Genomic DNA, 21,121 nt, shown 5'->3' on the forward strand with positions numbered 1-21,121 from the left:
TGGTCAGCTTTATCGCTCTAAACCGTGAAAAAAAGGCATATGGGCCGTCGGAGGTCGTCCAAAACCGCCTTCCAGGCGCGTCTTGGCCAATGGGTGCGGTACACTGGGCGACTTTTGGGGGAGGCCCACCGCTCCCCTTCAACCAGCCGAGAAGCCTATGCCGATCCGTCATTGCATTGTTCACTTGATCGACAAAAAACCCGACGGCACACCTGCAGTTCTGCATGCCCGCGATTCTGAGTTGTCCGAATCGGCCGCCATCGAGAACATGCTGGCCGACCTCAACGAGAGCTACAACGCCAAACAAGGCAAGGCCTGGGGTTTCTTCCATGCCGAATCCGGCGCGCACCCGTTCAGCGGCTGGTTGAAGGAGTATTTCGACGGTGGCCAGGATTTCACCACCTTCAGCCGCACGGCGGTTGAGCACCTGCAAAAGCTGATGGAGGAATCCAACCTCTCCACCGGCGGCCACGTGCTGTTTGCCCACTATCAACAAGGCATGACCGATTACCTGGCCATCGCCCTGCTGCACCACAGCGAAGGCGTGGCAGTGACCGATGAGCTGGACGTGACCCCGTCGCGGCACCTGGACCTTGGCCAACTGCACCTGGCGGCGCGCATCAACGTCTCCGAGTGGCAGAACAACAAGCAGTCCAAACAGTACATTTCGTTTATCAAAGGCAAGAACGGCAAGAAGGTTTCGGAGTACTTCCGCGACTTTATCGGCTGCCAGGAGGGCGTCGACGGCCCGGGCGAGACCCGCACCCTGCTCAAGGCCTTCAGCGACTTTGTTGAAAGCGAAGACCTGCCGGACGAATCCGCCCGCGAAAAGACCAAAACCCTGGTGGACTACGCCAGCAGCCAGGCCAAGCTCGGCGAGCCGATGGGCCTGGAAGAGCTGTCGGGCTTGATCGATGAAGATCGGCCAAAAGCGTTCTACGACCATATCCGCAACAAGGACTACGGCCTGTCGCCGGAAATTCCGGCCGACAAGCGCACGCTCAACCAGTTCCGCCGCTTCACCGGCCGCGCCGAAGGCTTGTCCATCAGCTTTGAGGCGCACCTGCTGGGTGACAAGATCGAATACGACGAAGCCGCCGGCACCTTGATCATCAAGGGCCTGCCGACCCAACTGACCGACCAGCTCAAGCGCCGTAACTGATGCTGGGCGGGGTACTCAAGAAAGTCCTGTTGGTGTTGCTGGTGGTGGTGGTGATTCAGCACTGGGGCAAGATCGAGCGGCTGTTCAACCCCTCGCAGGTGGTTTCGGAGCAGGTACGCGCCTCAGCGCGCGTGGTGCTCTACTCCACCGAGTGGTGCGGCTACTGCAAGCAGATCCGGCGCTTTCTGGATCAGAAAGGTGTTCCGTACCAGGCGTTCGATATCGAGAAGGACGCCCAGGCGCGCAAGGCGTATGAGGCGCTGGGCGGCGGCGGGATTCCGTTTGTGGAGGTCAATGGCACGCTCATTCGCGACTACAACCCGGATGCGATCATGGCTGCCTTGAAATAACCCCACCGTTGCAGCATCTCGCTTGTGTGGGAGCTGGTTTGTAGGAGAGCTGGCTTTTGTGGGAGCTGGCTTGCCTGCGATAGCATCAGCGCGCAGTAACTGACAGACCGAGTTGCCTGCAACGCAGGCAAGCCAGCTCCCACATAAGCGAGCTCCCACATTCAGTTCTGCAGCGTCTTTAGAAGTTGGCTTCCAGCGACACCATCGCCGTACGCTCTTCACCGACGTTGTAATACGCCGTACTCGGCGCCAGGCCGCTTACCGGCGCCGAGTTAAACGACACGGTACGCGCCGAGCTCAGGTATTCCTTGTCGAAGACGTTAAGCATCGACAGCCGCAGGGTCGCGGATTTGATGACTTTCTTGTCCACCGGCAAATAGATACCCGCGTTGAGGTCGACCACGGTACGCCCGGAGATTTTTTCGTCGTTGGTCAAATCGCCGTAGAAACTGCCTACGTATTTGCCGGCAACGTTGCCGTAGAAGCGCGAGTCGTCGTAGCCAAACACCAGGTTGAACATGTTTTCCGGCACGTTGGCCAGCTGCTTGCCGGCGGTGGGCAACAACACGTTCTTGCTGAGCAGATTGTCTTTCTGTTCAGACTGGGTGTAGGTGTAGGACGCGTAGTAGTTGAAGTGATGCGGCAACAGCCCGCTCCACTCCAGCTCCAGGCCTTTGTTGTCGACTTTGCCGACGTTGATTACCGCGTAGTCGCCGTTGAGGTCGGTGGTCGACAACTGGCGGTCCTTGAAGCTGATGTAGAACAGCGTCGCGCTCAGCGCCACATCGTCTTCGGTGAAGCGCCAGCCCAGTTCCTGGTTCCAGCTCAACTCAGGCTTGAGGCTTACCGAATCGCCTTTGTTGTACAGCACGTAGTTCGGCGGTGTGCGCATGTTGCGGGTGACGTTGTAGAACGCCTGGTTGCTCTCGTCGATCTGGTACTTGGCGCTGAAGTTCGGCAGGAACTGGTGGTAACGGGTGTTACGCTTTTCCGGTTTGTCGTAGAGGCTGCCCAGGTTGTTGCCGTCACGCTCGACGTACTGATAGGCCACGCCGCCGACAAAACTCAGGTCTGGCGTGGCTTGCCAGCTGTCCTGCACCCAGAGCTTCTGCGCCGGCGTGACGGTGTAGTAATGACGGCCTTGTACCGTCGCGCCGTTCTTGTCGACTACTTGGCCGCCGCCGTTGTAGTCGCCCCACACGTCATCGGGTGCGCCTTCGCCGTTGATGCCGATAAACGGCTGGCTCTGGCGCTGGCGTGCGCGCTCATACCAGTAGCCGTAGTCCAGGCTGTGTTCTTCGTTGATGTCCCATTTCATTTTGGCGGTAACGCCTGGGCGCCAGGTTTCGGTCCACGAAGGGCGGTAGTAGTTGAGCGATTTGAGGTTGCTCAGGTCGTAGTTGCCAGCCTTGTCGGACTTCGGCCCCAGGTTCGATGCGGTCTGGCCGCTGAAACTGCCACCGTTGGCCCAGTAGTAATAGGGCGTGACCGTCAGCGCCAGGTTGTCCTGCAACTGCCAGCGCTGGGTGAGCGTGGCGTTGACGCTTTCGAAGGGGTTGCGATTGAGCTTGTAGGAAGACGACAGCAAACCGGATTTGTACACCGGGGTTTCCGAGTAGTCCTTGCGCCGCCCATCCGTGTCGAACTGCGACTTGCTCAAGGAGTTGTAGTTGTAGTTTTCCTGGTTGTTGTACTTGATCGTGGCCAGTGTGGAGTTGCCGCTGCCGTCTTCGAACAGGCTGCTCCACTCGACCTTGTCGCTGCGCAGGGTGCCTTTGCCACGCCACTTGTCGCCTTCCAGGTGCGACGCCGAGACCCAAGTCTTGAGGCCGCCGAAATCACCGGTATTGACCCGCACGAACGTCTTGCGCAAGTCGTTGGCGCCGACGATCTGCTTGGCGAACAATCCGGCCTCTTTGGTCGGCCGGATGGTGATCATGCCGATGTTGCCGCCACTGGAACCGATGTGCGGGCCGTCAGCTTCCGAAGAACCCTGTGTCGCGAATACTTCCGCAAGGTTTTCCGGGTCGCCCAATTGGTTGGAGTAGACGCTGTAGTTGCCCGAATCGTTGATCGGCACACCGTCGACGGAAACCCCGATCTGGTCGGAGTTCATGCCGCGCATGGTGAAGTTGGTGCCGCTGGTGCCACTGGCGTCATCACTGGAAACGTTGATGCCCGGCGTGTATTTGAGCTTATCGATGGCGTTGGCAGTCGACGACATCTGGTCCATGGCTTCCTTGGTCACCGTCGACCGCGCCTTGGCACTTTCTTCGCGGATCATATGGCCGTTGCCCAGGGTCTGTTTACCGGCGATGTCCACCGAGCCAACGTCCTGCGTGGTGTCTGCCAAAACCAATGGCGCAAAGCTACCTAGGCCCGATGCAAACAGCAGGGCAGAGAGTGTGTTGATCTTCACAAGTAGATCCCTTACGTGCATCTATCTGTTGTTATGGAGGGCGGTACTGGCTGTCAGAACCGGGTGAACGGCGACGCCAGCCTTCCTGACCATCTGCTCAGGAATCCGAGGATCATCCTTGGCGCGTGTAACGGTTTGGTGACAGGTTTTGGCAATTGCGATGAAGGTTAAGTGAAGGATCTACAGGCAGCGTGATACTTGGCCTGTAACTGCCGGCAGGAAATGATCGCGAGGGAAACAGTTGTATAAGAAGGTGGCCAGCAAACCGTTCGTGTCTAACGCAACACAATCATTCGGCCTAATAGTGTGTGCTGTTCAAAACCCAGCACCGCCTGCAGGGCATTTAAAACCGCCACAGGGTCCTTGCTCGGAAAGCTGCCACTGACACGCTTGGCGCCCATCTCGTCGTTCAGCAACAGAATGCGCCCCGGATAGTAACGGCTCAGGTCCTTGACCACGTCAGCCAACGGCGCTTTGTAGTAATTGAGCCAACCGTCACGCCAGGCCAGGCGGGATTCACTGTCGACCGCGTGCATCGCTTCGGCCACGCCGTCGGCGTAAGCCACTTGCTGGCCTGCGGTCAGAATTTGCTGTTGGCCTTGCCAGGATGGCGTCACGCCAACCCGACCGGACAACACCGTCACTTGCGCGCCCGCCGGTTGCAGGCGCACTTCGAACTGTGTGCCCAACACCCGTGCTTCGCCGCTGCCGGCCTCGACCACAAAGGACTGGCCGGTGTGGGTCACGCTAAAAAAACCGGCACCGCGACGCAGCTGGATATGCCGCTCACCGTGGCTGAAATCCACGGCGATGGCGCTGTCGGCATCCAGGGTCACTTGGGACTGGTCGGCCAGGGTCACGGTCTTCACTTCCCCCGGTGCGGTCACGTAATCGGCGCCGAAGTCATCAACCCAACGCGACGGCTGCCACCCGGCGCCCATCGACACCATCACCAGCAGGCACGCGGCCATGGCCAAGGCGCCGGACCAGCGAACGCCGCGCGAACGTTTCGAGGTGTTCATCGCGTTGAGGTAACCCTGCAAGGCCAGGGCGTCTTCGCCCGCCAGTGTGCGCGCCGGTACTTCGCTTAACTCCCACAGCACCTGGGCCTGGGAATAAGCCTCAACGTGGGCAGGATCGGCCCGCAACCAGCGGCTGAAGGTGGCCTGGTCGCCACTGCTGGGCTGGTCGTGTAACAGGCTCAGCCAGTCGAGTGCGGCCTGCTCCTGGGCGGGCGTGGGGGTGACGTTCACGGTGCTTTCCCTGGCGTGCGTGGGGGCGATGGTTCGCGAAGGCTGGCCTTGCAGGCTTCAAGGGCACGCATCATATGTTTTTCCACAGCGCTTTGGGACAACCCCATGGCCTTGGCGATTTCGGCGTACTTGCGGCCATGAATGCGGTTGAGCAAAAAAATCTGCCGCGTGCGCTCCGGCAGGCTGCGCAAGGCGGCTTCGACATGGCGCAGATCATTGCCCGCTTCGAGTGCCGCCTGGGGTTCGCAGCCCTGATTGTCCTGTTGCTCCGGCAGCCAGCCTTCGCTGCTGCGTACGCGGGCGCCTTCGCTGCGCAAATGGTCGATGGCAATGTTGCCGGCGCAGCGCAGCAAGTAAGTGCTGAGTTCTTCGACCTGCACCAACGGGCGGCGCCAGAAGCGCAGGAATAAATCCTGTACCAAATCAGCCGCCGTGGCGCGGCACCCCACCCGGCGACTGACCAAGGCTTCCATTTGCGAACGCTGGGACAAAAACACCTGCAAAAAATGCGCACGTCCACCGGCCGCATCGGTGTGCGGGCTGTCCTGGGATTCGGGTGGCGTGCTGATCATCATCACTGGCTCAGCATAAGGCGAAGGCCGCCACAGGGCTGACCAGCAGGCCGGCGCCCGCCAGAATCAAGACCAGCCTTGGCCGATACGGCAACAGCAACACCAGCAGCAGCGCGCTGAGCATCAACACCGCGCACCACTCCACCAACCCTTGGGCCCAACCTGAAGCGGCGACGGCGGGCCAGATCGACACGCCCAGCAACAACCAACCGGCCATGCGCAGGCTTGAGCGCCGCGCGGGCGACGGCTTGCTGTGCAGCAACTCGCCGTGATGGCGGTCGGTGGCCAGGCACAACGCGGTAAACCCGGCGTAGCACATCAACAGGGCGAGCAGCATTCAGTGCGCCTCCTGCTTGAGCGTCATTGCCCGCACGCGTTCGGCCTTGGGTTGCGTGCGGTGTTGCATCTTCCACGCCGCCCAGGTGAGGAACAGGCCGCTGGCCAGGCAGGTCAGGTCGAAGCCGGCCATGGCCCAATCACCCTTGGCCAATGACGTACCCAAGTGCTGCGAGGTGGTCAGTGCGTTGAGCAGAGGGATCGCCACAAACAGCAGCGCAGCGAAGCTCAGTTGCTCGACCCAAGCCTGGCGACCACGGCGCAATACGGCGTGCAGCAGGCTCAGGCCCCAGGCGATAAAGAAGGTTTGTATTTCCCAATCGGAACGCTCGGCGAAGCTGACCGGCAACAGGCGGTTGGCCCAGAAAAACGCCGCGATGGCGATCATCAAGCCAGACATGCTGGCGATGTTGAGCACCTCCACCAGCCGCAGCTCAAACGGCATCGCCCCGGTTTTAGCGTGCTTGAGCTGGCGCTTGCCCAGCCAGATCACCAGGCCGGTGCCGATCATCGCCGTGCCCGCCAGGCCACAGATAAAGTACAGCCAGCGCAGCACCGGGCCGGCGAAATGGCCCATGTGCAGGCCATAGAAACTGCCGCCAATCGCCGCCGGCAGCGATTGTTCGCCACTGACCCGCAGCAACTCGCCGGTGGTGCCGCTGAATGACACGCTGCTGCCAAAGTCATGCACCACACGGTCGGAACCGGCGCGCACCACATTGACCGACGCGTTCACATCGCCAGGGTTGTTAACCACCAAACGGCCCACATGCCCACCGGCCCATTGCGTGCGCGCCTGCTCGTACATCGGCAGTAATGGCAGCAACTTACCCGGCTGGCCGAGCGCCGGCGCATTGTTGGTATTGGGGAACACTTCATTAAAGAACGCACGGCTGTCGTCGCCATACGAGGCAAGGATCGGCGCAGGCATCACCATGTTCATGAAGATCACCAGGCTGCTGTAGGTGATCATCAGGTGAAACGGCAGCACCAGCACACCCACCGCGTTATGCCCGTCGAGCCACGAACGCTGGCCCTTGCGCGGGCGGAAGGTGAAGAAGTCCTTGAAGATTTTCTTGTGGGTGATGATCCCGGTGATCAGCGCGACGAACATCACCATCGCGGCGATCGTCGACAGCCAGCGGCCCCATGGGTAAGGCATTTGCAGCTGGAAGTGGAAGCGGTAGAAGAAATCGCCGCCCATGCTTTCGCGAGCCTGGACCGGTTGAGCGCTGACAGGATCGAGGACTTTCTGGATGAAGTTGCCGCGTTTGCCGGGGTCGATCTTGTCTTGCCACATCACCGACAGGCCTGGGTCACGGCTGTTGGGCAGGGTGATAAACCAACGCGCGGCGTTGGGCGCCTGCTGCTGCAGATAGGTTTGCGCGGCGGCGAGGCTGCGCGCCGCGTCCAGCGGATGGGCCTGCACTTCGGGCTGCATCCAGTGCGTAATTTCGTCTTTGAAATAGGCCAGGGTGCCGGTCAGAAAAATCGCAAACAGCAGCCAGCCGAAGATCAGGCCGGCCCAGGTGTGCAACCAGGCCATCGCCTGGCGAAAGCCCTCTTTCATGTGCGTGCCATCCAAAAACCCACGCCCGCCAGGGTGGCAAATAACGCGCTCGGCAGCATCACGCCAAACCAGGCGCGCGAGGCTGTGCGGCAGGCGAAGCACCAGATGACGGCGAGCAGATAGAACACAAACGAACTCATCATCCCGGTGATCACCGCGTCGGCGCGCGAGGTGGGCATCCACAGCGCCATACACACGGCCGCCAGCGACGCCATCAGATAGCCGCCGACCACAGCGGCCAATGCACGCGAGGTGACGGCGAGGCGGTAAGAGACGGCCAGTGAGGGTTTGCTTTTCATCGGGGAGACGCCAGATTCATCAGCGCGCAATATTAATGATAAATATTCTCATAAGCAAAAGAGAACGGATGAATCACCTGCCCGCATGGATTGCCGAACGCGTATCACGCCCCTTACAATGCGAACAATTCTTGTTCTCTAAAGTGCATTGATACTTTCGGAGTGAACGCGTTGCAGCCGTCCAACACCGTCGAAGTCCTGTACCACGACCATCACCTCTGGCTTACCGGCTGGTTGCGACGCAAACTCGGCTGCCCGCAAAGCGCGGCGGACCTGGCGCAAGACACCTTCATCCGCGTGCTCACGGCCCGCGAAGCCCCCACGCTGATCGAGCCACGCGCCTTCCTCACCACCGTGGCCAAACGTGTGCTGTTCAACTTCTACCGCCGCCAGGACCTGGAGCGCGCCTACCTCGATGCCCTCGCGCAGATGCCCGAATACGTGGCGCCCTCGGAAGAAGACCGCGCCATCATCCTGCAAACGCTGGTGGAGCTGGACCAACTGCTCGACGGCCTGCCCGTGCAGGTCAAGCGCGCCTTTCTGCTGGCCCAGCTCGACGGCCTGACCTACGCGCAAATCGGCGCCGAACTGGGCATCTCCATTGCCACGGTCAAACGCCATCTGAATAAAGCAGCGATGCGCTGCTACTTCGCCCGATGAACTTTTCTACCCAGGTTGCGGAACAGGCTGTGCACTGGCTGATGAAAATGCAGCAAGGTACGCTTAACCCGCGCCAGCAAGCGGCGTGGCAGCACTGGCTGAATGCCCACAGTGAACATCAGCGCGCGTGGGACCATATCCAACGTGTCAACCAGCGCCTGCGTGGCATGCCCTCGCCTCTGGCTCATGCAGCGCTGAACGCGCCGCAATCGATCAGCCGACGCCAAGCGCTGAAGCTGTTGCTGATCCTCGGTGCAGGTTCGGCGGCCGCTTGGGGCTTGCGCCAGCAGCATATTTTGCCGCCGCTGAGCGCCGACTACCGCAGCCCTATCGGCGAGCGTCGCAAGGTGCAGCTGGCCGATGGCAGCCAGTTGCAGCTCAATACCGGCAGTGCAGTGGATGTGCATTTTGATCGGCAGCAGCGCCTGATCCGCGTGCTTGAAGGCGAGATATTGCTGACGGCGCGCGCAGGTGATACGCCGCTGCGCGTACTCACCGGCCAGGGTTTGCTCAGCAGCCAGGCGGCCCGGCTGAATGTGCGCCAGTTCAACGACCATACTCAACTGGCGGTGTTTGACGGCCATGTCGACGTGATGCCCAACAGCTACAGCGGTTTGCCGTTGACCGTCGAGGCCGCGCGCCAGGTCAATTTCACCCGCAAAGGCTGGGACACGCCGCGCCCGAACGACGCCAACAGCGGCGCCTGGGCCGACGGCATGCTGGTGGCGGCGCATATGCGCCTGGACGATTTCCTCGCAGAGCTTGGCCGTTATCGCCGGGGCCAGCTCAACTGCGACCCGCAAGTGGCCAACCTGCTGTTGTCCGGCAGTTATCCATTGGCCGACAGCGAACGCATTCTCGACCTGCTGGAAGTCAGCCTGCCGGTCAAGGTGCGGCGCTTTACGCGCTACTGGGTAACCGTTCAGGCCCGCGCCTGAAAATTATTTTCAAGAACAGTGAGCCGTTTTCCACACCTCGCGTGACAGAGAAGGAAAGCCCCCTTGATCCTTCCTTCTCAGGACCGCACGTCATGCCCCAGCAGCCGACCCCTCTCGCCCGCACCTTGCGCCAACTGTTACTGGGCGCCAGCCTCAGTTTTACCGTACTGCCTCAGGTGGTGGCGGCCGAGGCCAAGCCGTATCACATCGCACCGGCCTCGCTGGAAGCCGCGCTGAATCAATTTGGTCGCGAAGCTGGCGTGTTGATTTCGTTCGGTTCGCAAGTCACGGCCGGCCTGCAGAGCCGTGGTTTGTCGGGCAATTACAGCGCCGACGAAGGCCTGCAAAAACTGCTGGAAGGCACCGGCCTGCAAGCCCGCGCCGAGGGCGACAAGGCCTACAGCCTGCAACCGGCCAGTGCGTCTGCGACCGTGGAGCTGCAAACCTCCAGCGTGGTCGGCGACTGGCTTGGCGATGCGGCGCAAACCAATGTGTTCGAGCACCCTGGCGCCCGTGATGTGATCCGCCGCGAAGAATTCGAACGCCAAGGCGCCACCCAGGCCCGCGATGTGCTCAACCGCATCCCCGGCGTCAACGCCCCGGAAAACAACGGCACCGGCAGCCATGACATGGCGTTGAACTTCGGCATTCGCGGCCTCAACCCACGCCTGGCCTCGCGCTCCACCGTGTTGATGGACGGCATTCCGGTGCCGTTCGCGCCCTATGGCCAGCCGCAGTTGTCCTTCGCGCCGATCAGCATGGGCAACATGGACGCCGTAGACGTGGTTCGCGGTGGCGGTGCCGTGCGCTACGGCCCGCAGAACGTGGGCGGCATCGTCAACTTCGTGACCCGTGCAATCCCGGATACGCCGACCGTCAAAGGCGGTTTGCAGACCGAGACCAGCCCGTCCTCCAGCCATGACGGCTTCAAGACCACCGGTAACCTGCTGGCTGGCGGCACTGCCGACAACGGCCTGGGTGGCGCAATCCTGTACTCCGGCACCCGTGGCGGCGACTGGCGCGAAAACAGCAACACGCGCATCGACGACCTGATCCTCAAGGGCAAATACCAGCTGGACGACGCCAACAGTTTCAACGCCATGGCGCAGTACTACGAAGGCCAGGCCGATATGCCCGGCGGCTTGAACGTCAAGGACTACAAGGCGGACCCGTACCAGTCCACCCGCCCCTACGACAAGTTCTGGGGCCGCCGCACAATGTTCAACGCCGGTTACCGTTACCAGGAAGACCGCCGCGAATTCACTGCCAACACTTTCTTCACCACCACGTTGCGTAATGGCTACCTGGACCAGGGCAACTTCCTGTCGTTGTCCCCGCGCGAGTACTGGGTACGTGGCCTGGAAACGCGCTTCGCCCAAGGCTTCGATCTTGGCCCTACCAGCCATGAAGTGGGCGTTGGCTACCGCTACATCAGCGAGGCCGGCCATGAGATGCGCTACCGCACGCCGATCAGCGCCAACCAGCAACTGCCCAACACCAACAGCCGCAACGACCGCGACACCCGTGGCGCCACCGAAGCCAACGCGTTCTTCATCGACGACCGCATTGATATCGGCAAGTGGACCATCACGCCGGGCGTGCGCTACGAGATGATCGAATCCCAGCAGACCAACAACCTGAGCAACGTCAAATACAAAGGCGACTACAACACCGCGCTGCCGGCGTTGAACGTGCTCTATCACCTCACCGAAGACTGGAACCTCTACGCCAACACCGAAGGTTCGTTCGGCAGCGTGCAATACAGCCAGATGCCCAACCGCGTGAGCAGCGGCGAAGTAAAACCGGAAAAAGCCCGCACCTGGGAACTCGGCACGCGCTACGACAACGGCAGCCTGCGTGCGGAGATCGGCGCGTTCCTGATCAACTTCGACAACCAGTACGACAGCAACCAGACCAACGACACCGTGATCGCCCGTGGCGAAACGCGCCACCAGGGCGTCGAGTCGAGCATCAACTATGCCCTCGACGGCTTGAGCCCCGCGCTCGCGGGCTTTGACGTGTACGCCACCTACGCCTATGTGGACGCGACCATCCGCGAAGACGGCCCGAACAAAGGCAACCGCGTGCCCTTCTCGTCCAAGCACAAAGGCACGCTGGGCGTGGGTTACACCGAAGGCCGCTGGAAGCTCAATGTCGACAGCAGCTACCAGAGCAGCCAGTTCGCCGACAACGCCAACACCCAGGCCGAAACTGCCGACGGCGCCAACGGGCGTATCCCCGGCTACATGCTGTTCAGCAGCCGCGCAGCGTATGACTTCGGCCCGCAACTGTCGGACTTGAACGTGGCGGTCGGAGTGAAAAACATCTTCAACAAGCAGTACTTCACGCGCTCGTTCGACGACAACAACAAAGGCAAATATGTAGGCGAGCCTCGCACGGTGTACGTGCAGACCTCCATCGCGTTTTAGGTACCGGCGAGGCTGAGAAGGCGGCGGCACTGGCGAAACATAAGCTGCCTGACCCACCGCTTTCGCAGCCTCGCTAAAGCTCGACAGCTCCCACAGGGGATCGGCTGTGTTGGTTAGATCTCAGTTCGTAGGGCCATCGCGTCATACACAAATCCCGCCAGCGACAAAGATCCAATGTGGGAGCTGTTGAGCCTCAGCGAGGCTGCGAAGGCGGCGGCACTGGCAAAACATAAGCTGCCTGACCTACCGCTTTCGCAGCCTCGCTAAAGCTCGACAGCTCCCACAGGGGATCGGCTGTGATGGTTAGATCTCAGTTCGTAGGGCCATCGCGTCATACACAAATCCCGCCAGCGACAAGGCTCAAATGTGGGAGCTGTCGAGCCCCGGCGAGGCTGCGAAGGCGGCGGCACGGGCGACACATAAGTTGCCTGCCCCACCGCTTTCGCAGCCTCGCTAAAGCTCGACAGCTCCCACAGGGGATCGGCATTGTCGTTTAGATCTGCATTGGCCGACTCTAACTGCCTGCCAGGCAACTCGGGGTGCCGGCCACCAAGGCGTCGATGGCGCAGCGCGTCTTGGCTGGCATGTGTGCGGCCGTCGGCCAGATCACGTGGATTGGCGCAGGCTGGTCGCGGTGGCTTGGCAGTACCGCTTCCAGTTGCCCGCGCAGCACGTAATGCGCAATCAACCAGCTCGGCAACCAGGCCAGGCCCACGCCCGCAATCGCGGCATCGGCCACGGCCTGGAGGTCGTCGAGCATCAACAGCGAAGGCACACCGGGGCGCTGCGAGGTATTGCAACGGTAGGCAATGCCTCGGTGGGCGGCGAGGTCGTCGATAGCGTTGATTGGCCCGACCCGCTGCAAATAGGCCGGTGAAGCTGCCAGCCCAACAGACTGTTCGCCCAGGCGACGCGCACTCAGGCGGTCAGTGTCCGGCAGCGGACCAATGCGCACGGCCACGTCGAAGCCTTCCTGTGCGAGATCGATCAGCCGGTCAGAAAACGAAATCTCGATCTCCAACGCCGGGTAACGATCCATCAACCCCCACAACGCTGGCGCCGCGTAATGATGACCGAAAGCCAAAGGCAAGCTCGCCCTTAAACGCCCGCGTGGCTGTTGCCGGCCGCTCTCCAACACCGATTCGGCAGCTTCCAGCTCTGCCAGCGCACGCAAACAATGTTCGTAGTACGCCTGCCCATCCTCAGTCAGACGCTGGCGGCGGGTGGAGCGCTGCAACAGGCGAGTGCCCAAGCGCGCTTCGAGGCGCGCCAGGCCTTTACCCACGGCCGAACGCGTAAGGTTCAGTCGTTCGGCAGCCTCGGTCAGGTTGCCGCTCTCGACGACTTGCAGAAAGAGCTCAACACCATCAAAACGCGGAGTGGCCATGCTTAATTGTCGCCCTTAATTCCCTTATCAAAGGAAAACTTATCACGAATAAAGAATTCTGCTCCCGCGAGAATAGCGCTCTCCCCCAAGCAAAAGGAATATCCCATGCCGCCCGCCGCCGCCGTATCCGCCGTCAGTGCCCCGCGCACCGCCAGAGATGGCCTGGCACTCACCGCCGTGTGCCTTGTGGCATTGATGTTCGGCCTGGAGATCTCCAGCGTGCCGGTCATCCTGCCAACCCTGGAACAGCAGTTGGGCACCGGTTTTCAGGATGCGCAATGGATCATGAACGCCTACACCCTGGCCTGCACCAGCGTCTTGATGGCCGCCGGCACCCTGGCCGACCGCTTTGGACGGCGGCGCATGCTGGTGTTGTGCCTGTGGCTGTTTGGATTGGCTTCGCTGGCCTGCGGGCTGGCCAATGAGGCTTCCACACTGATCGCTGCACGCTTCGTGCAAGGCATAGGCGCCGGGGCGATGATGATCTGCCAGTTCGCCATTCTGTCGCACCAGTTCCGCGAACCGGCGGCACGCGCGCGGGCCTTCGCGGTATGGGGCGTGATCGCGGGCGTGGGCCTGGGCTTCGGGCCGATGGTCGGCGCGTTGATTCTGGCAGTCGCGGACTGGCGCTGGGTGTTCCTGGTGCATGTGCCGCTCACGCTGTTGACCTTGCTGCTGCTGCGCATCAGTGTGCAGGAATCCCGTGACCCGGCCGGCCATCGGCTGGATATCGCCGGCATGCTGACCTTGACGCTGTCGGTGTTCGCCCTGGTGTATTTCATTACTCAGGGCAGCGAAAACGGCTTCGGCAGCCCGGCGATGCTTGGCTGGGCCGGTTTGTCGCTGGTCGGGCTGCTGCTGTTCATCGTGGTTGAGCGACGCAGCGCGCACCCGATGTTCGATTTTTCGGTGTTCCGCATCCAGCGCTTCAACGGCGCGCTGATGGGGTCGATCGGCATGAATTTCAGTTTCTGGCCCTTCATGATCTACCTGCCGCTCTACTTCCAGGCGGGCCTGGGCTACGACACGCTGACCACCGGCGCGGCCTTGCTGGCCTACACCCTGCCGACCTTGCTGGTGCCGCCGCTGGCTGAACGCCTGGCCCTGCGCTTCGGCGCCGAACGTATTATCCCGCTGGGCCTGGGTTTGATGGGCGCAGGTTTTATCGCCATGGCGGCGATCAATGCGGCGCAGCAACCGAGTATCGTCTTAGTGCTGTTGAGCTGTGTGTTAGCAGGCGTGGGACTGGCGCTGACCAACTCACCGACCACCAACACCACCACCGGCGCCGTCTCGGCCGACCGCGCAGGCATGGCCTCGGGTATCGACCTCAGCGCGCGGCTGATCACGCTGGCGCTGAACATCGCCTTGATGGGGCTGGTGCTGCTGCTGGGCATCGGCCATCACCTTTCCAGCCTGCTGCCTGCCACCACGGCGTTGGATTGGCCCACCATCAGCCAGAACATTGCAGCAGGCAAGCTGGATATAGCAGGACTGGAACCTGCGCAAGCCCAGGCCGCGCTGCGCCATGGCGCCGGCTGGGCCATGCTCTTTGCCGGCCTCGGTGCTTGCGGATTGGCAGGCTTGAGCCGGTACTTCTTCCAGCAGCGCCGCTAAACGAAAACGGGCCTGCAGATGCAGGCCCGTTTATTGGGGTTGAAAAAACACTCAGCTATCAGCTGTTAAGCGCAGCCTGTTCGTTTTCCAGAAATTCCTCTTCCAGCTCGGCCTCGTCAGCCTTGGTATCAGGCAGGCTCTGCCCTGCGGCGCGTGGTTTGCCGCGCAGTTTGCCGTACAAATGTTCCAGCGCATGCTCAAGCTTAGTGGCGGCGCCATCGATCGCCTGTTCCAGCGTATCGGCCTTATGCAGGACCGACAGTGGTTGATGGCCCTTTGGCCGTGCTTCCAGACGGCAACTCAGATCGTGGGGGCCGGGCTTATCGCCGTTTTCATCTTTCAGATAGACCTCAACGCGGGTCAGGTCTTCCTCATAACGTTCGAGCGTGCTCTCAATGGTAGTACGTACCCACTCCTCCAGTCGGATGCTGCTTTCAATATGGTTATCGCTATTGACTTGGATTTGCATAGTTCTTCCCTTATTTCAGCTAGCTCGCGAGAGGTCACAACTGCGACACCGGGGTGGTGAAACCATGACCTCTTGATTACACAATTGAGCAGTCAGAAGAACATTTCAACCCCTTTGCAAAGATAAATCCCACATTACAAATTAACCCTGACGACGAGCAAAAACGCTGTTAGGGTGGGGAGTTGGTTACATCTTCTTACGCTCAGCGAACCTTACAATTGCCCCTCTCCCAACGGGTGCAATCCGCGAAAAATCCCTGCTTCCTCTACCAGCCAGTCATGCACCGCACGCACGCCCGGGTGGCTCAACGCGCCCGGTGCATACAGCAGCACATAACGTTTGTGGTTGGGCACAGCCAGGCCAAAGGGCACGATCAAGGTGCCGCGCTCCAGCTCATCGTTGAGCAAGGTACGCCGCGCAATCGCCACGCCCATACCCGCGATAGCCGCCTCGATGGTCAGGTGGTTGCGGTTGAAGGTGTGGCCGCGCCGCACGTCGGCGTCGTGGTAGCCGATAGCATTCAGGTAAAACTCCCACTCGGCGTATTCATAACTCCCACGCCACGCGGTGATGTCGTGCAACAGCGGGAAATGCACCAGGTCCGCCGGGCCATGCAGCGGCGGCCTCCCGCGCAGCAGGCTCGGCGCGCACACCGGAAAGATCTGTTCATCGAGCAGGGCTGTGGATAACAGGCCGGGGTAGCTGCCGTCGTTCAAATCGATGGCCAGGTCGAAGTCGCCCTCGTGCAGGGCGATGCTGCTGTCTTCGGCGACCATGCGCAGTTGGATATCCGGGAAGCGCTGCTGCAGACGCGGCAAACGTGGGGTCAGCCATTTGCCGAGAAACGACGGGATTGAACGCAATCGCAACGTACCGCTGATCATCCCCGCGTCCAGCCGCTGCAACTCCGCATCGATGCTGCCGTAAGCCTCGCCCACCGTCGCCGCCAGCCTCTGCCCTTCGGCACTCAACTCCACGCCACGGGCGCGCCGATGAAACAGCCGAAAGCCCAGGCGCTCTTCCAACTGGCGAATTTGCTGGCTCACCGCCCCCGGCGTGATGTGCAGTTCTTCGGCGCAGCGGGTGAACGACAAATGCCGCGCGGCGCAAGAAAACACGTGCAGCCAGACATAGGTCTGGCCATGGAGAGGGCGAGTCATAGCGTTTAGTCCTGCTAAAGGGTGTCTTAGGATAATTCGTTGGTCAGTGCCGATCCAGAGGCTCAGTATCGCGCCAATTCCGCCTGCTCTACAAAACATGGCAGCGATTTTTACTCCATTGCTTGTAAGGCTTTAGCATGGCTATCAGTGTTTTCGATCTATTCAAAGTGGGCATCGGCCCGTCCAGCTCCCATACCGTCGGCCCGATGCGCGCAGCGGCGACCTTCGCCCAAGCCCTGACAGACCAGCATTTGCTCAGTGAAACGCGACGTATCGAAGTGCGCCTGTACGGTTCGCTGTCCGCCACTGGCGTGGGCCATGCCACCGACCGCGCCACCGTGATGGGGCTGATGGGCGAATGGCCAGACAAGGTCGACCCCACCTCGATCAATGCGCGTATTCAGCAATTGCGCGAATCCGGCCGATTGCTGCTCGCAGGCTCGCAGGACATTGCCTTCAACTGGCACACCGATCTCCTGCTGCTCGACGAGAGCCTGCCCTACCATCCCAACGCCATGTCCCTGCACGCCTATGGCGAAAACGGCCTGCTGAGCGAACAAACCTATTATTCGGTAGGCGGCGGTTTCATCATCGAAGCGGCTGAAGCAGCCTCGGGCATCGCGCCTACCAGCGATGTTGAATTGCCCTACGACTTTTCCAGCGCCGTCGAACTGCTGGCCTTGTGCAACAAGCACGGCCTGCGGGTTTCCGAGCTGATGATGGCCAATGAACGCGCGTGGCGCAGCGATGACGAAATCCGCAGTGGCCTGCTGCATATCTGGTCGGTGATGCGCGAGTGCGTGGAGCAAGGCCTGCGCGATGAAGGCATCTTGCCAGGCGGCCTGGACGTGCCACGCCGGGCGGCGAAATTGCACCGCAGCCTGTTGGAAATCGGCAAACCCAACGTGATCACTTCCACCTTGTCGGCCATGGAATGGGTCAACCTGTTCGCCCTCGCCGTCAACGAAGAAAACGCCGCCGGTGGGCGCATGGTCACCGCGCCGACCAATGGCGCAGCAGGGATCATCCCGGCCGTGCTGCATTACTACATGAAGTTCAACGCCGATGCGTCGGATGACGATGTGGTCAATTTCTTCCTGGCAGCCGCTGCCGTGGGCATTCTCTGCAAGAAGAACGCTTCGATCTCCGGTGCCGAAGTCGGCTGCCAGGGCGAAGTCGGCTCGGCCTGCGCCATGGCCGCTGCCGGCTTGGCCGACATCCTCGGCGCCACACCGGAGCAATTGGAAAACGCTGCCGAAATCGGCCTGGAACACAACCTCGGCCTGACTTGCGACCCGGTCGGCGGCCTGGTGCAAGTGCCGTGCATCGAGCGCAACGCCATCGCGGCGGTCAAGGCGATCAACGCCACGCAAATGGCCCTGCGCGGTGACGGCAAACACTTTATTTCCCTGGACCGGGTAATCCGCACCATGCGCGATACCGGCGCCGATATGCATGACAAATACAAAGAAACTTCACGGGGCGGCCTGGCGGTCAGCTGGGTGGAGTGCTGATCGGAGCACTTCTACCCGCCCCCTACGTGAGCCCGCGCAAAAATAATAACGAGGCAATATCGATGACTGATGTACGTACACCTCCCGCTGAAAACCCTGCTGTTGCTGTAGATAACGTTTTAGATAACACCGTAACCACCGGCTGGACCAAACACGACACCACCTGGATGCTCGGCCTCTACGGCACGGCCATTGGCGCGGGCACCTTGTTCCTGCCGATCAACGCCGGCGTTGGCGGTTTCTGGCCGCTGATCGTGCTGGCGTTGCTGGCCTTCCCCATGACCTTCTTCGCTCACCGTGGGCTGACGCGCTTTGTGCTGTCGGGCAAATCCGGTGATATCACCGAAGTGGTCGAAGAACACTTCGGCGTGGGCGCGGGCAAGTTGATCACGCTGCTGTACTTTTTCGCGATTTTCCCGATCCTGCTGGTGTACAGCGTGGCGCTGACCAACACCCTCAGCAGCTTCATGGAACACCAACTGCACATGGCCCCGCCGCCTCGGGCGATTCTGTCGCTGGTGTTGATCCTCGGCCTGATGGCCATTGTGCGCTGCGGCCAGGGCGTGATCGTCAAAGCCATGAGCGTGCTGGTTTACCCCTTCGTCGCCGCCCTGCTGTTGCTGGCCGTGAGCCTGATCCCCAACTGGAACGGCGCGTTCTTCGCTTCCGCCAGCGAAGGCATGCCGTTGCCGCTGTTCTTCAAGACCCTGTGGCTGGCGATCCCGGTGATGGTGTTCTCCTTCAACCATTCGCCGATCATTTCCGCCTTTGCCGTTGACCAGAAGCGCGTCTACGGCCCACAAGCCGAACGCAAAAGCAGCGGCATCCTCGCCACCGCCCACGGCATGATGGTGCTGACGGTGATGTTCTTCTGCTTCAGCTGCGTACTGGCCCTGTCGCCGGCTGACCTGGCGGCCGCCAAGGCGCAGAACATTTCGATCCTGTCGTACCTCGCGAACCACTTCCAGACGCCAGTGATTGCTTACGCCGCGCCGTTGATCGCGCTGGTGGCCATCACCAAGTCCTTTCTCGGCCACTACATCGGCGCCAGCGAAGGTTTCCAGGGTTTGATCGTCAAATCCCTGCGTGGGCGCAACCGCTCGATGTCATCCAAAGGGCTGGAACGCTGCACCGCACTGTTCATGGTCCTGACCTGCTGGGCCGTGGCGACCTTCAACCCGAGTATCCTGGGCATGATCGAAACCCTGGGCGGGCCGATCATCGCGTGCCTGTTGTTCCTGATGCCAATGTACGCGATCCGCCGCGTGCCATCTCTGCGCCAGTATTCGGGTCAGGTGTCGAATGTGTTTGTGGTGCTGATCGGGTTGATTGCGCTGTCTGCGATCGTTTTTTCGGTTTTGCCCTGAAATCGAACACAACCCACATCCCCTGTGGGAGCGGGCTTGCCCGCGATAACGGTCTGTCAGTCAGAAATTATTTAGCTGATACACCGCAATCGCGGGCAAGCCCGCTCCCACAGGGGTCAGGCGCAGTCAGGCAAGTCGCTATACGGCACGCCCCTTGCTCTACAGCTACCGAGGCAAACGGACCTTGTGAAACCTCAGCGACGGAGTGGCCGGTGGTCAGGCAACGCGAACTAAACCAGGCACCGGTCGTCAATGACTGCATGTTCTTATCAGGCGGTAACGCACCATGGACAATCCTTTTCAGATCATCACTGACACCTTCACGCCCACCTACCGCGTCAACCTGAGCATCCAACGGCTCGACGGCAGCATCATGCTCACCCTCTCGGACGAGACGGGCGTGGTGGCCAAACGCATGATCAGCGCCGAACAACGCAACGACCCAGAGCGGCTCAAGCGCCTGGTGCAAAGCATTCAGTTCGGCATCGCCATCGAGCAGGGTCACAGCGCCATGGAGATTCTGGCGGTGATGACGGATGGCGACAGCCACAAATTATTGCAGCCGCCGCCCGCCCGCACCCTGCCCTTCAGCGTCGGGCTTTAAAGCTCGCCTTTCTCGGTTTCCAGGCTCGCCTCGCCCTTGCGACGCGGGCCTTCGACCTTCACCGACGGGAACGCCGACGAGGCATAGCGCACCACCAGAATCGAGAACGCCAGCAACAGAATGCCGCCACACAGGTAGATGATGCCGATGTCCGGCGGGTTGTGGTGCGACACGTTGGAGATCAGCAGGCGCGTCAGCGCGGTGATTGCCACGTAGATCAGGAAGCGCACGGGCATGTGGTTGGTCTTGAAATAAATCCCGACCATTGCGCCCAATTCCAGGTAGATGAACAGCAGCAAGATATCATCGATCTTGATGTGCCCCGTCTCCAGCATCCCCAGAAACTCCATCACCGCCGCCCAGGCCGTCACCGCACCAATGGCGAACAACGCCAGGTAGTGGAACGTCTCGACAAACAGATTGCCCAGCGACTCGGCCAGCCCATGGACTTGCTGACGCAGCTTTTCGGCCCAGTTAATTTTCACGATGAAGCTTCCTTAGGTCGATTCGACCGGATATTGCGGGTTAGACGTGACGGTTGTTCTGCATGCAGAAAAAAGGCCAGCGGCAGGTATAAGATGATGGCGGGGTGACATGAGGCACTGCAAACCCCTATTTACCGGCTACATTAAAAAACTGCTACCCAAACCTCGTGGTTTGGCTTACCCTTTTTACTGTATATGAATACAGTGGTCGCATAAGACAACTATCGTGAAGGCATGTGAGGTGGTGAATGGCCGTCGAAGTGGTATACCGCAGCAGCCGAGATCTGGAGCGTTTGTTCATGGATAAAGCCGAAGCTGATCGTCATGACAAGATGCTTGAACTCGCTGAGTTGCTGGCAGAAGTGTTGCAAAAAGCCGTGCCGTCCCTGAGCGAGCAGCAGGTGGAAGAAGCCGGGATCTACATGGCGAAGAATCGCGATGTGTTTGCCAAGGCGTTCAAGAGCCAGCCGGATGCATTGTCCGAGTTGCTGAACCCGGCGGCAGAGTAAAGCCCGAATTGAACAGGCCCT

20 protein-coding genes are annotated in these 21,121 nt (G+C 60.7%); 10 read left to right on the top strand and 10 right to left on the bottom strand.

What is annotated here, in order from left to right:
• The first annotated feature begins 157 nt into the window (after nucleotides 1–157).
• A complete protein-coding gene (gene yejK, locus HX790_RS05470; RefSeq protein ID WP_003171997.1) occupies nucleotides 158–1,162 on the top strand; it encodes a nucleoid-associated protein YejK in 1,005 nt (334 codons plus the stop codon).
• Complete coding sequence (locus HX790_RS05475) at nucleotides 1,162–1,512, top strand: glutaredoxin family protein (RefSeq protein WP_099548478.1); 351 nt, start codon at nucleotides 1,162–1,164, stop codon at nucleotides 1,510–1,512. Before yejK ends, HX790_RS05475 begins: the two co-directional genes overlap by 1 nt.
• Nucleotides 1,513–1,690: 178 nt before the next feature.
• Here HX790_RS05475 and HX790_RS05480 read toward each other — a convergent pair whose 3' ends face one another.
• The 6 genes from HX790_RS05480 to HX790_RS05505 all read right to left on the bottom strand — a co-directional run bounded on the left by HX790_RS05480 (nucleotide 1,691) and on the right by HX790_RS05505 (nucleotide 7,961).
• Entirely contained in the window at nucleotides 1,691–3,931 is a 2,241-nt protein-coding gene (locus tag HX790_RS05480) for a TonB-dependent receptor (RefSeq protein WP_169986975.1), read from the bottom strand.
• 275 nt (nucleotides 3,932–4,206) lie between these two features.
• Nucleotides 4,207–5,184, bottom strand: coding sequence for a FecR family protein (locus tag HX790_RS05485; protein ID WP_017135157.1), 978 nt, complete (start codon nucleotides 5,182–5,184; stop codon nucleotides 4,207–4,209).
• A complete protein-coding gene (locus HX790_RS05490; RefSeq protein ID WP_017135158.1) occupies nucleotides 5,181–5,759 on the bottom strand; it encodes an RNA polymerase sigma factor in 579 nt (192 codons plus the stop codon). Before HX790_RS05490 ends, HX790_RS05485 begins: the two co-directional genes overlap by 4 nt.
• Before the next feature lie 7 nt (nucleotides 5,760–5,766).
• On the bottom strand, nucleotides 5,767–6,093 hold the full coding sequence (locus HX790_RS05495; RefSeq protein ID WP_017135159.1) for a DUF3325 domain-containing protein: 327 nt from the start codon (nucleotides 6,091–6,093) through the stop codon (nucleotides 5,767–5,769).
• Nucleotides 6,094–7,662 (bottom strand): PepSY domain-containing protein, encoded by a 1,569-nt coding sequence (locus tag HX790_RS05500; protein WP_176991328.1) that lies wholly within the window; start codon nucleotides 7,660–7,662, stop codon nucleotides 6,094–6,096.
• Entirely contained in the window at nucleotides 7,659–7,961 is a 303-nt protein-coding gene (locus HX790_RS05505; protein ID WP_026013535.1) for a DUF3649 domain-containing protein, read from the bottom strand. The genes HX790_RS05500 and HX790_RS05505 overlap by 4 nt, the downstream gene beginning before the upstream one ends.
• A 171-nt stretch (nucleotides 7,962–8,132) precedes the next feature.
• Between HX790_RS05505 and HX790_RS05510 the strand changes: the two genes are divergently transcribed.
• From HX790_RS05510 to fecA, 3 genes are all read left to right on the top strand, one after another.
• Nucleotides 8,133–8,621: a sigma-70 family RNA polymerase sigma factor gene (locus tag HX790_RS05510; RefSeq protein WP_176991365.1), complete on the top strand. Its 489-nt coding sequence runs from the start codon at nucleotides 8,133–8,135 to the stop codon at nucleotides 8,619–8,621.
• Complete coding sequence (locus tag HX790_RS05515; protein WP_017135163.1) at nucleotides 8,618–9,559, top strand: FecR domain-containing protein; 942 nt, start codon at nucleotides 8,618–8,620, stop codon at nucleotides 9,557–9,559. Before HX790_RS05510 ends, HX790_RS05515 begins: the two co-directional genes overlap by 4 nt.
• 92 nt (nucleotides 9,560–9,651) lie before the next feature.
• Entirely contained in the window at nucleotides 9,652–11,988 is a 2,337-nt protein-coding gene (gene fecA, locus HX790_RS05520; protein WP_176991329.1) for a TonB-dependent Fe(3+) dicitrate receptor FecA, read from the top strand.
• Between the two features lie 514 nt (nucleotides 11,989–12,502).
• On the opposite strand, the gene HX790_RS05525 is transcribed toward fecA, so the two are convergent.
• Nucleotides 12,503–13,375 (bottom strand): LysR family transcriptional regulator, encoded by an 873-nt coding sequence (locus HX790_RS05525; protein WP_017135165.1) that lies wholly within the window; start codon nucleotides 13,373–13,375, stop codon nucleotides 12,503–12,505.
• Between the two features lie 105 nt (nucleotides 13,376–13,480).
• On the opposite strand from HX790_RS05525, the gene HX790_RS05530 reads away from it, so the two are divergent.
• Nucleotides 13,481–14,992 (top strand): MFS transporter, encoded by a 1,512-nt coding sequence (locus HX790_RS05530; RefSeq protein ID WP_176991330.1) that lies wholly within the window; start codon nucleotides 13,481–13,483, stop codon nucleotides 14,990–14,992.
• Nucleotides 14,993–15,050: 58 nt separating this feature from the next.
• Here the strand turns inward: HX790_RS05530 and HX790_RS05535 are convergent, their stop codons facing one another.
• Both HX790_RS05535 and HX790_RS05540 read right to left on the bottom strand, forming a co-directional pair.
• A complete protein-coding gene (locus tag HX790_RS05535; RefSeq protein WP_017135168.1) occupies nucleotides 15,051–15,461 on the bottom strand; it encodes an HPF/RaiA family ribosome-associated protein in 411 nt (136 codons plus the stop codon).
• A 212-nt stretch (nucleotides 15,462–15,673) separates the two neighbouring features.
• On the bottom strand, nucleotides 15,674–16,621 hold the full coding sequence (locus HX790_RS05540) for a LysR substrate-binding domain-containing protein (RefSeq protein WP_017135169.1): 948 nt from the start codon (nucleotides 16,619–16,621) through the stop codon (nucleotides 15,674–15,676).
• A 137-nt stretch (nucleotides 16,622–16,758) separates the two neighbouring features.
• Between HX790_RS05540 and HX790_RS05545 the strand changes: the two genes are divergently transcribed.
• The 3 genes from HX790_RS05545 (at nucleotide 16,759) to HX790_RS05555 (ending at nucleotide 20,106) form a co-directional block, all read left to right on the top strand.
• A complete protein-coding gene (locus HX790_RS05545) occupies nucleotides 16,759–18,135 on the top strand; it encodes an L-serine ammonia-lyase (protein ID WP_099548465.1) in 1,377 nt (458 codons plus the stop codon).
• 62 nt (nucleotides 18,136–18,197) lie between these two features.
• The gene (locus HX790_RS05550; protein WP_176991331.1) at nucleotides 18,198–19,502 is read left to right on the top strand and encodes a serine/threonine transporter; all 1,305 of its coding nucleotides are present in this window, start codon (nucleotides 18,198–18,200) and stop codon (nucleotides 19,500–19,502) included.
• A gap of 286 nt (nucleotides 19,503–19,788) precedes the next feature.
• Nucleotides 19,789–20,106, top strand: coding sequence for a DUF3509 domain-containing protein (locus HX790_RS05555; protein WP_058419385.1), 318 nt, complete (start codon nucleotides 19,789–19,791; stop codon nucleotides 20,104–20,106).
• Here the strand turns inward: HX790_RS05555 and HX790_RS05560 are convergent.
• Nucleotides 20,103–20,591 carry a phosphate-starvation-inducible protein PsiE gene (locus HX790_RS05560; protein ID WP_017135172.1) on the bottom strand — a complete coding sequence of 163 codons (489 nt, stop codon included), beginning with the start codon at nucleotides 20,589–20,591 and terminating at the stop codon, nucleotides 20,103–20,105. The two genes, HX790_RS05555 and HX790_RS05560, sit on opposite strands and share 4 nt — an antisense overlap.
• Before the next feature lie 248 nt (nucleotides 20,592–20,839).
• Between HX790_RS05560 and HX790_RS05565 the strand changes: the two genes are divergently transcribed.
• Entirely contained in the window at nucleotides 20,840–21,100 is a 261-nt protein-coding gene (locus HX790_RS05565) for a YebG family protein (RefSeq protein ID WP_003188807.1), read from the top strand.
• Nucleotides 21,101–21,121: the final 21 nt, after the last annotated feature.

Source organism: Pseudomonas sp. IPO3747 (genome assembly GCF_013385245.1).
Classification (GTDB): Bacteria; Pseudomonadota; Gammaproteobacteria; order Pseudomonadales; family Pseudomonadaceae; genus Aquipseudomonas; species Aquipseudomonas edaphica.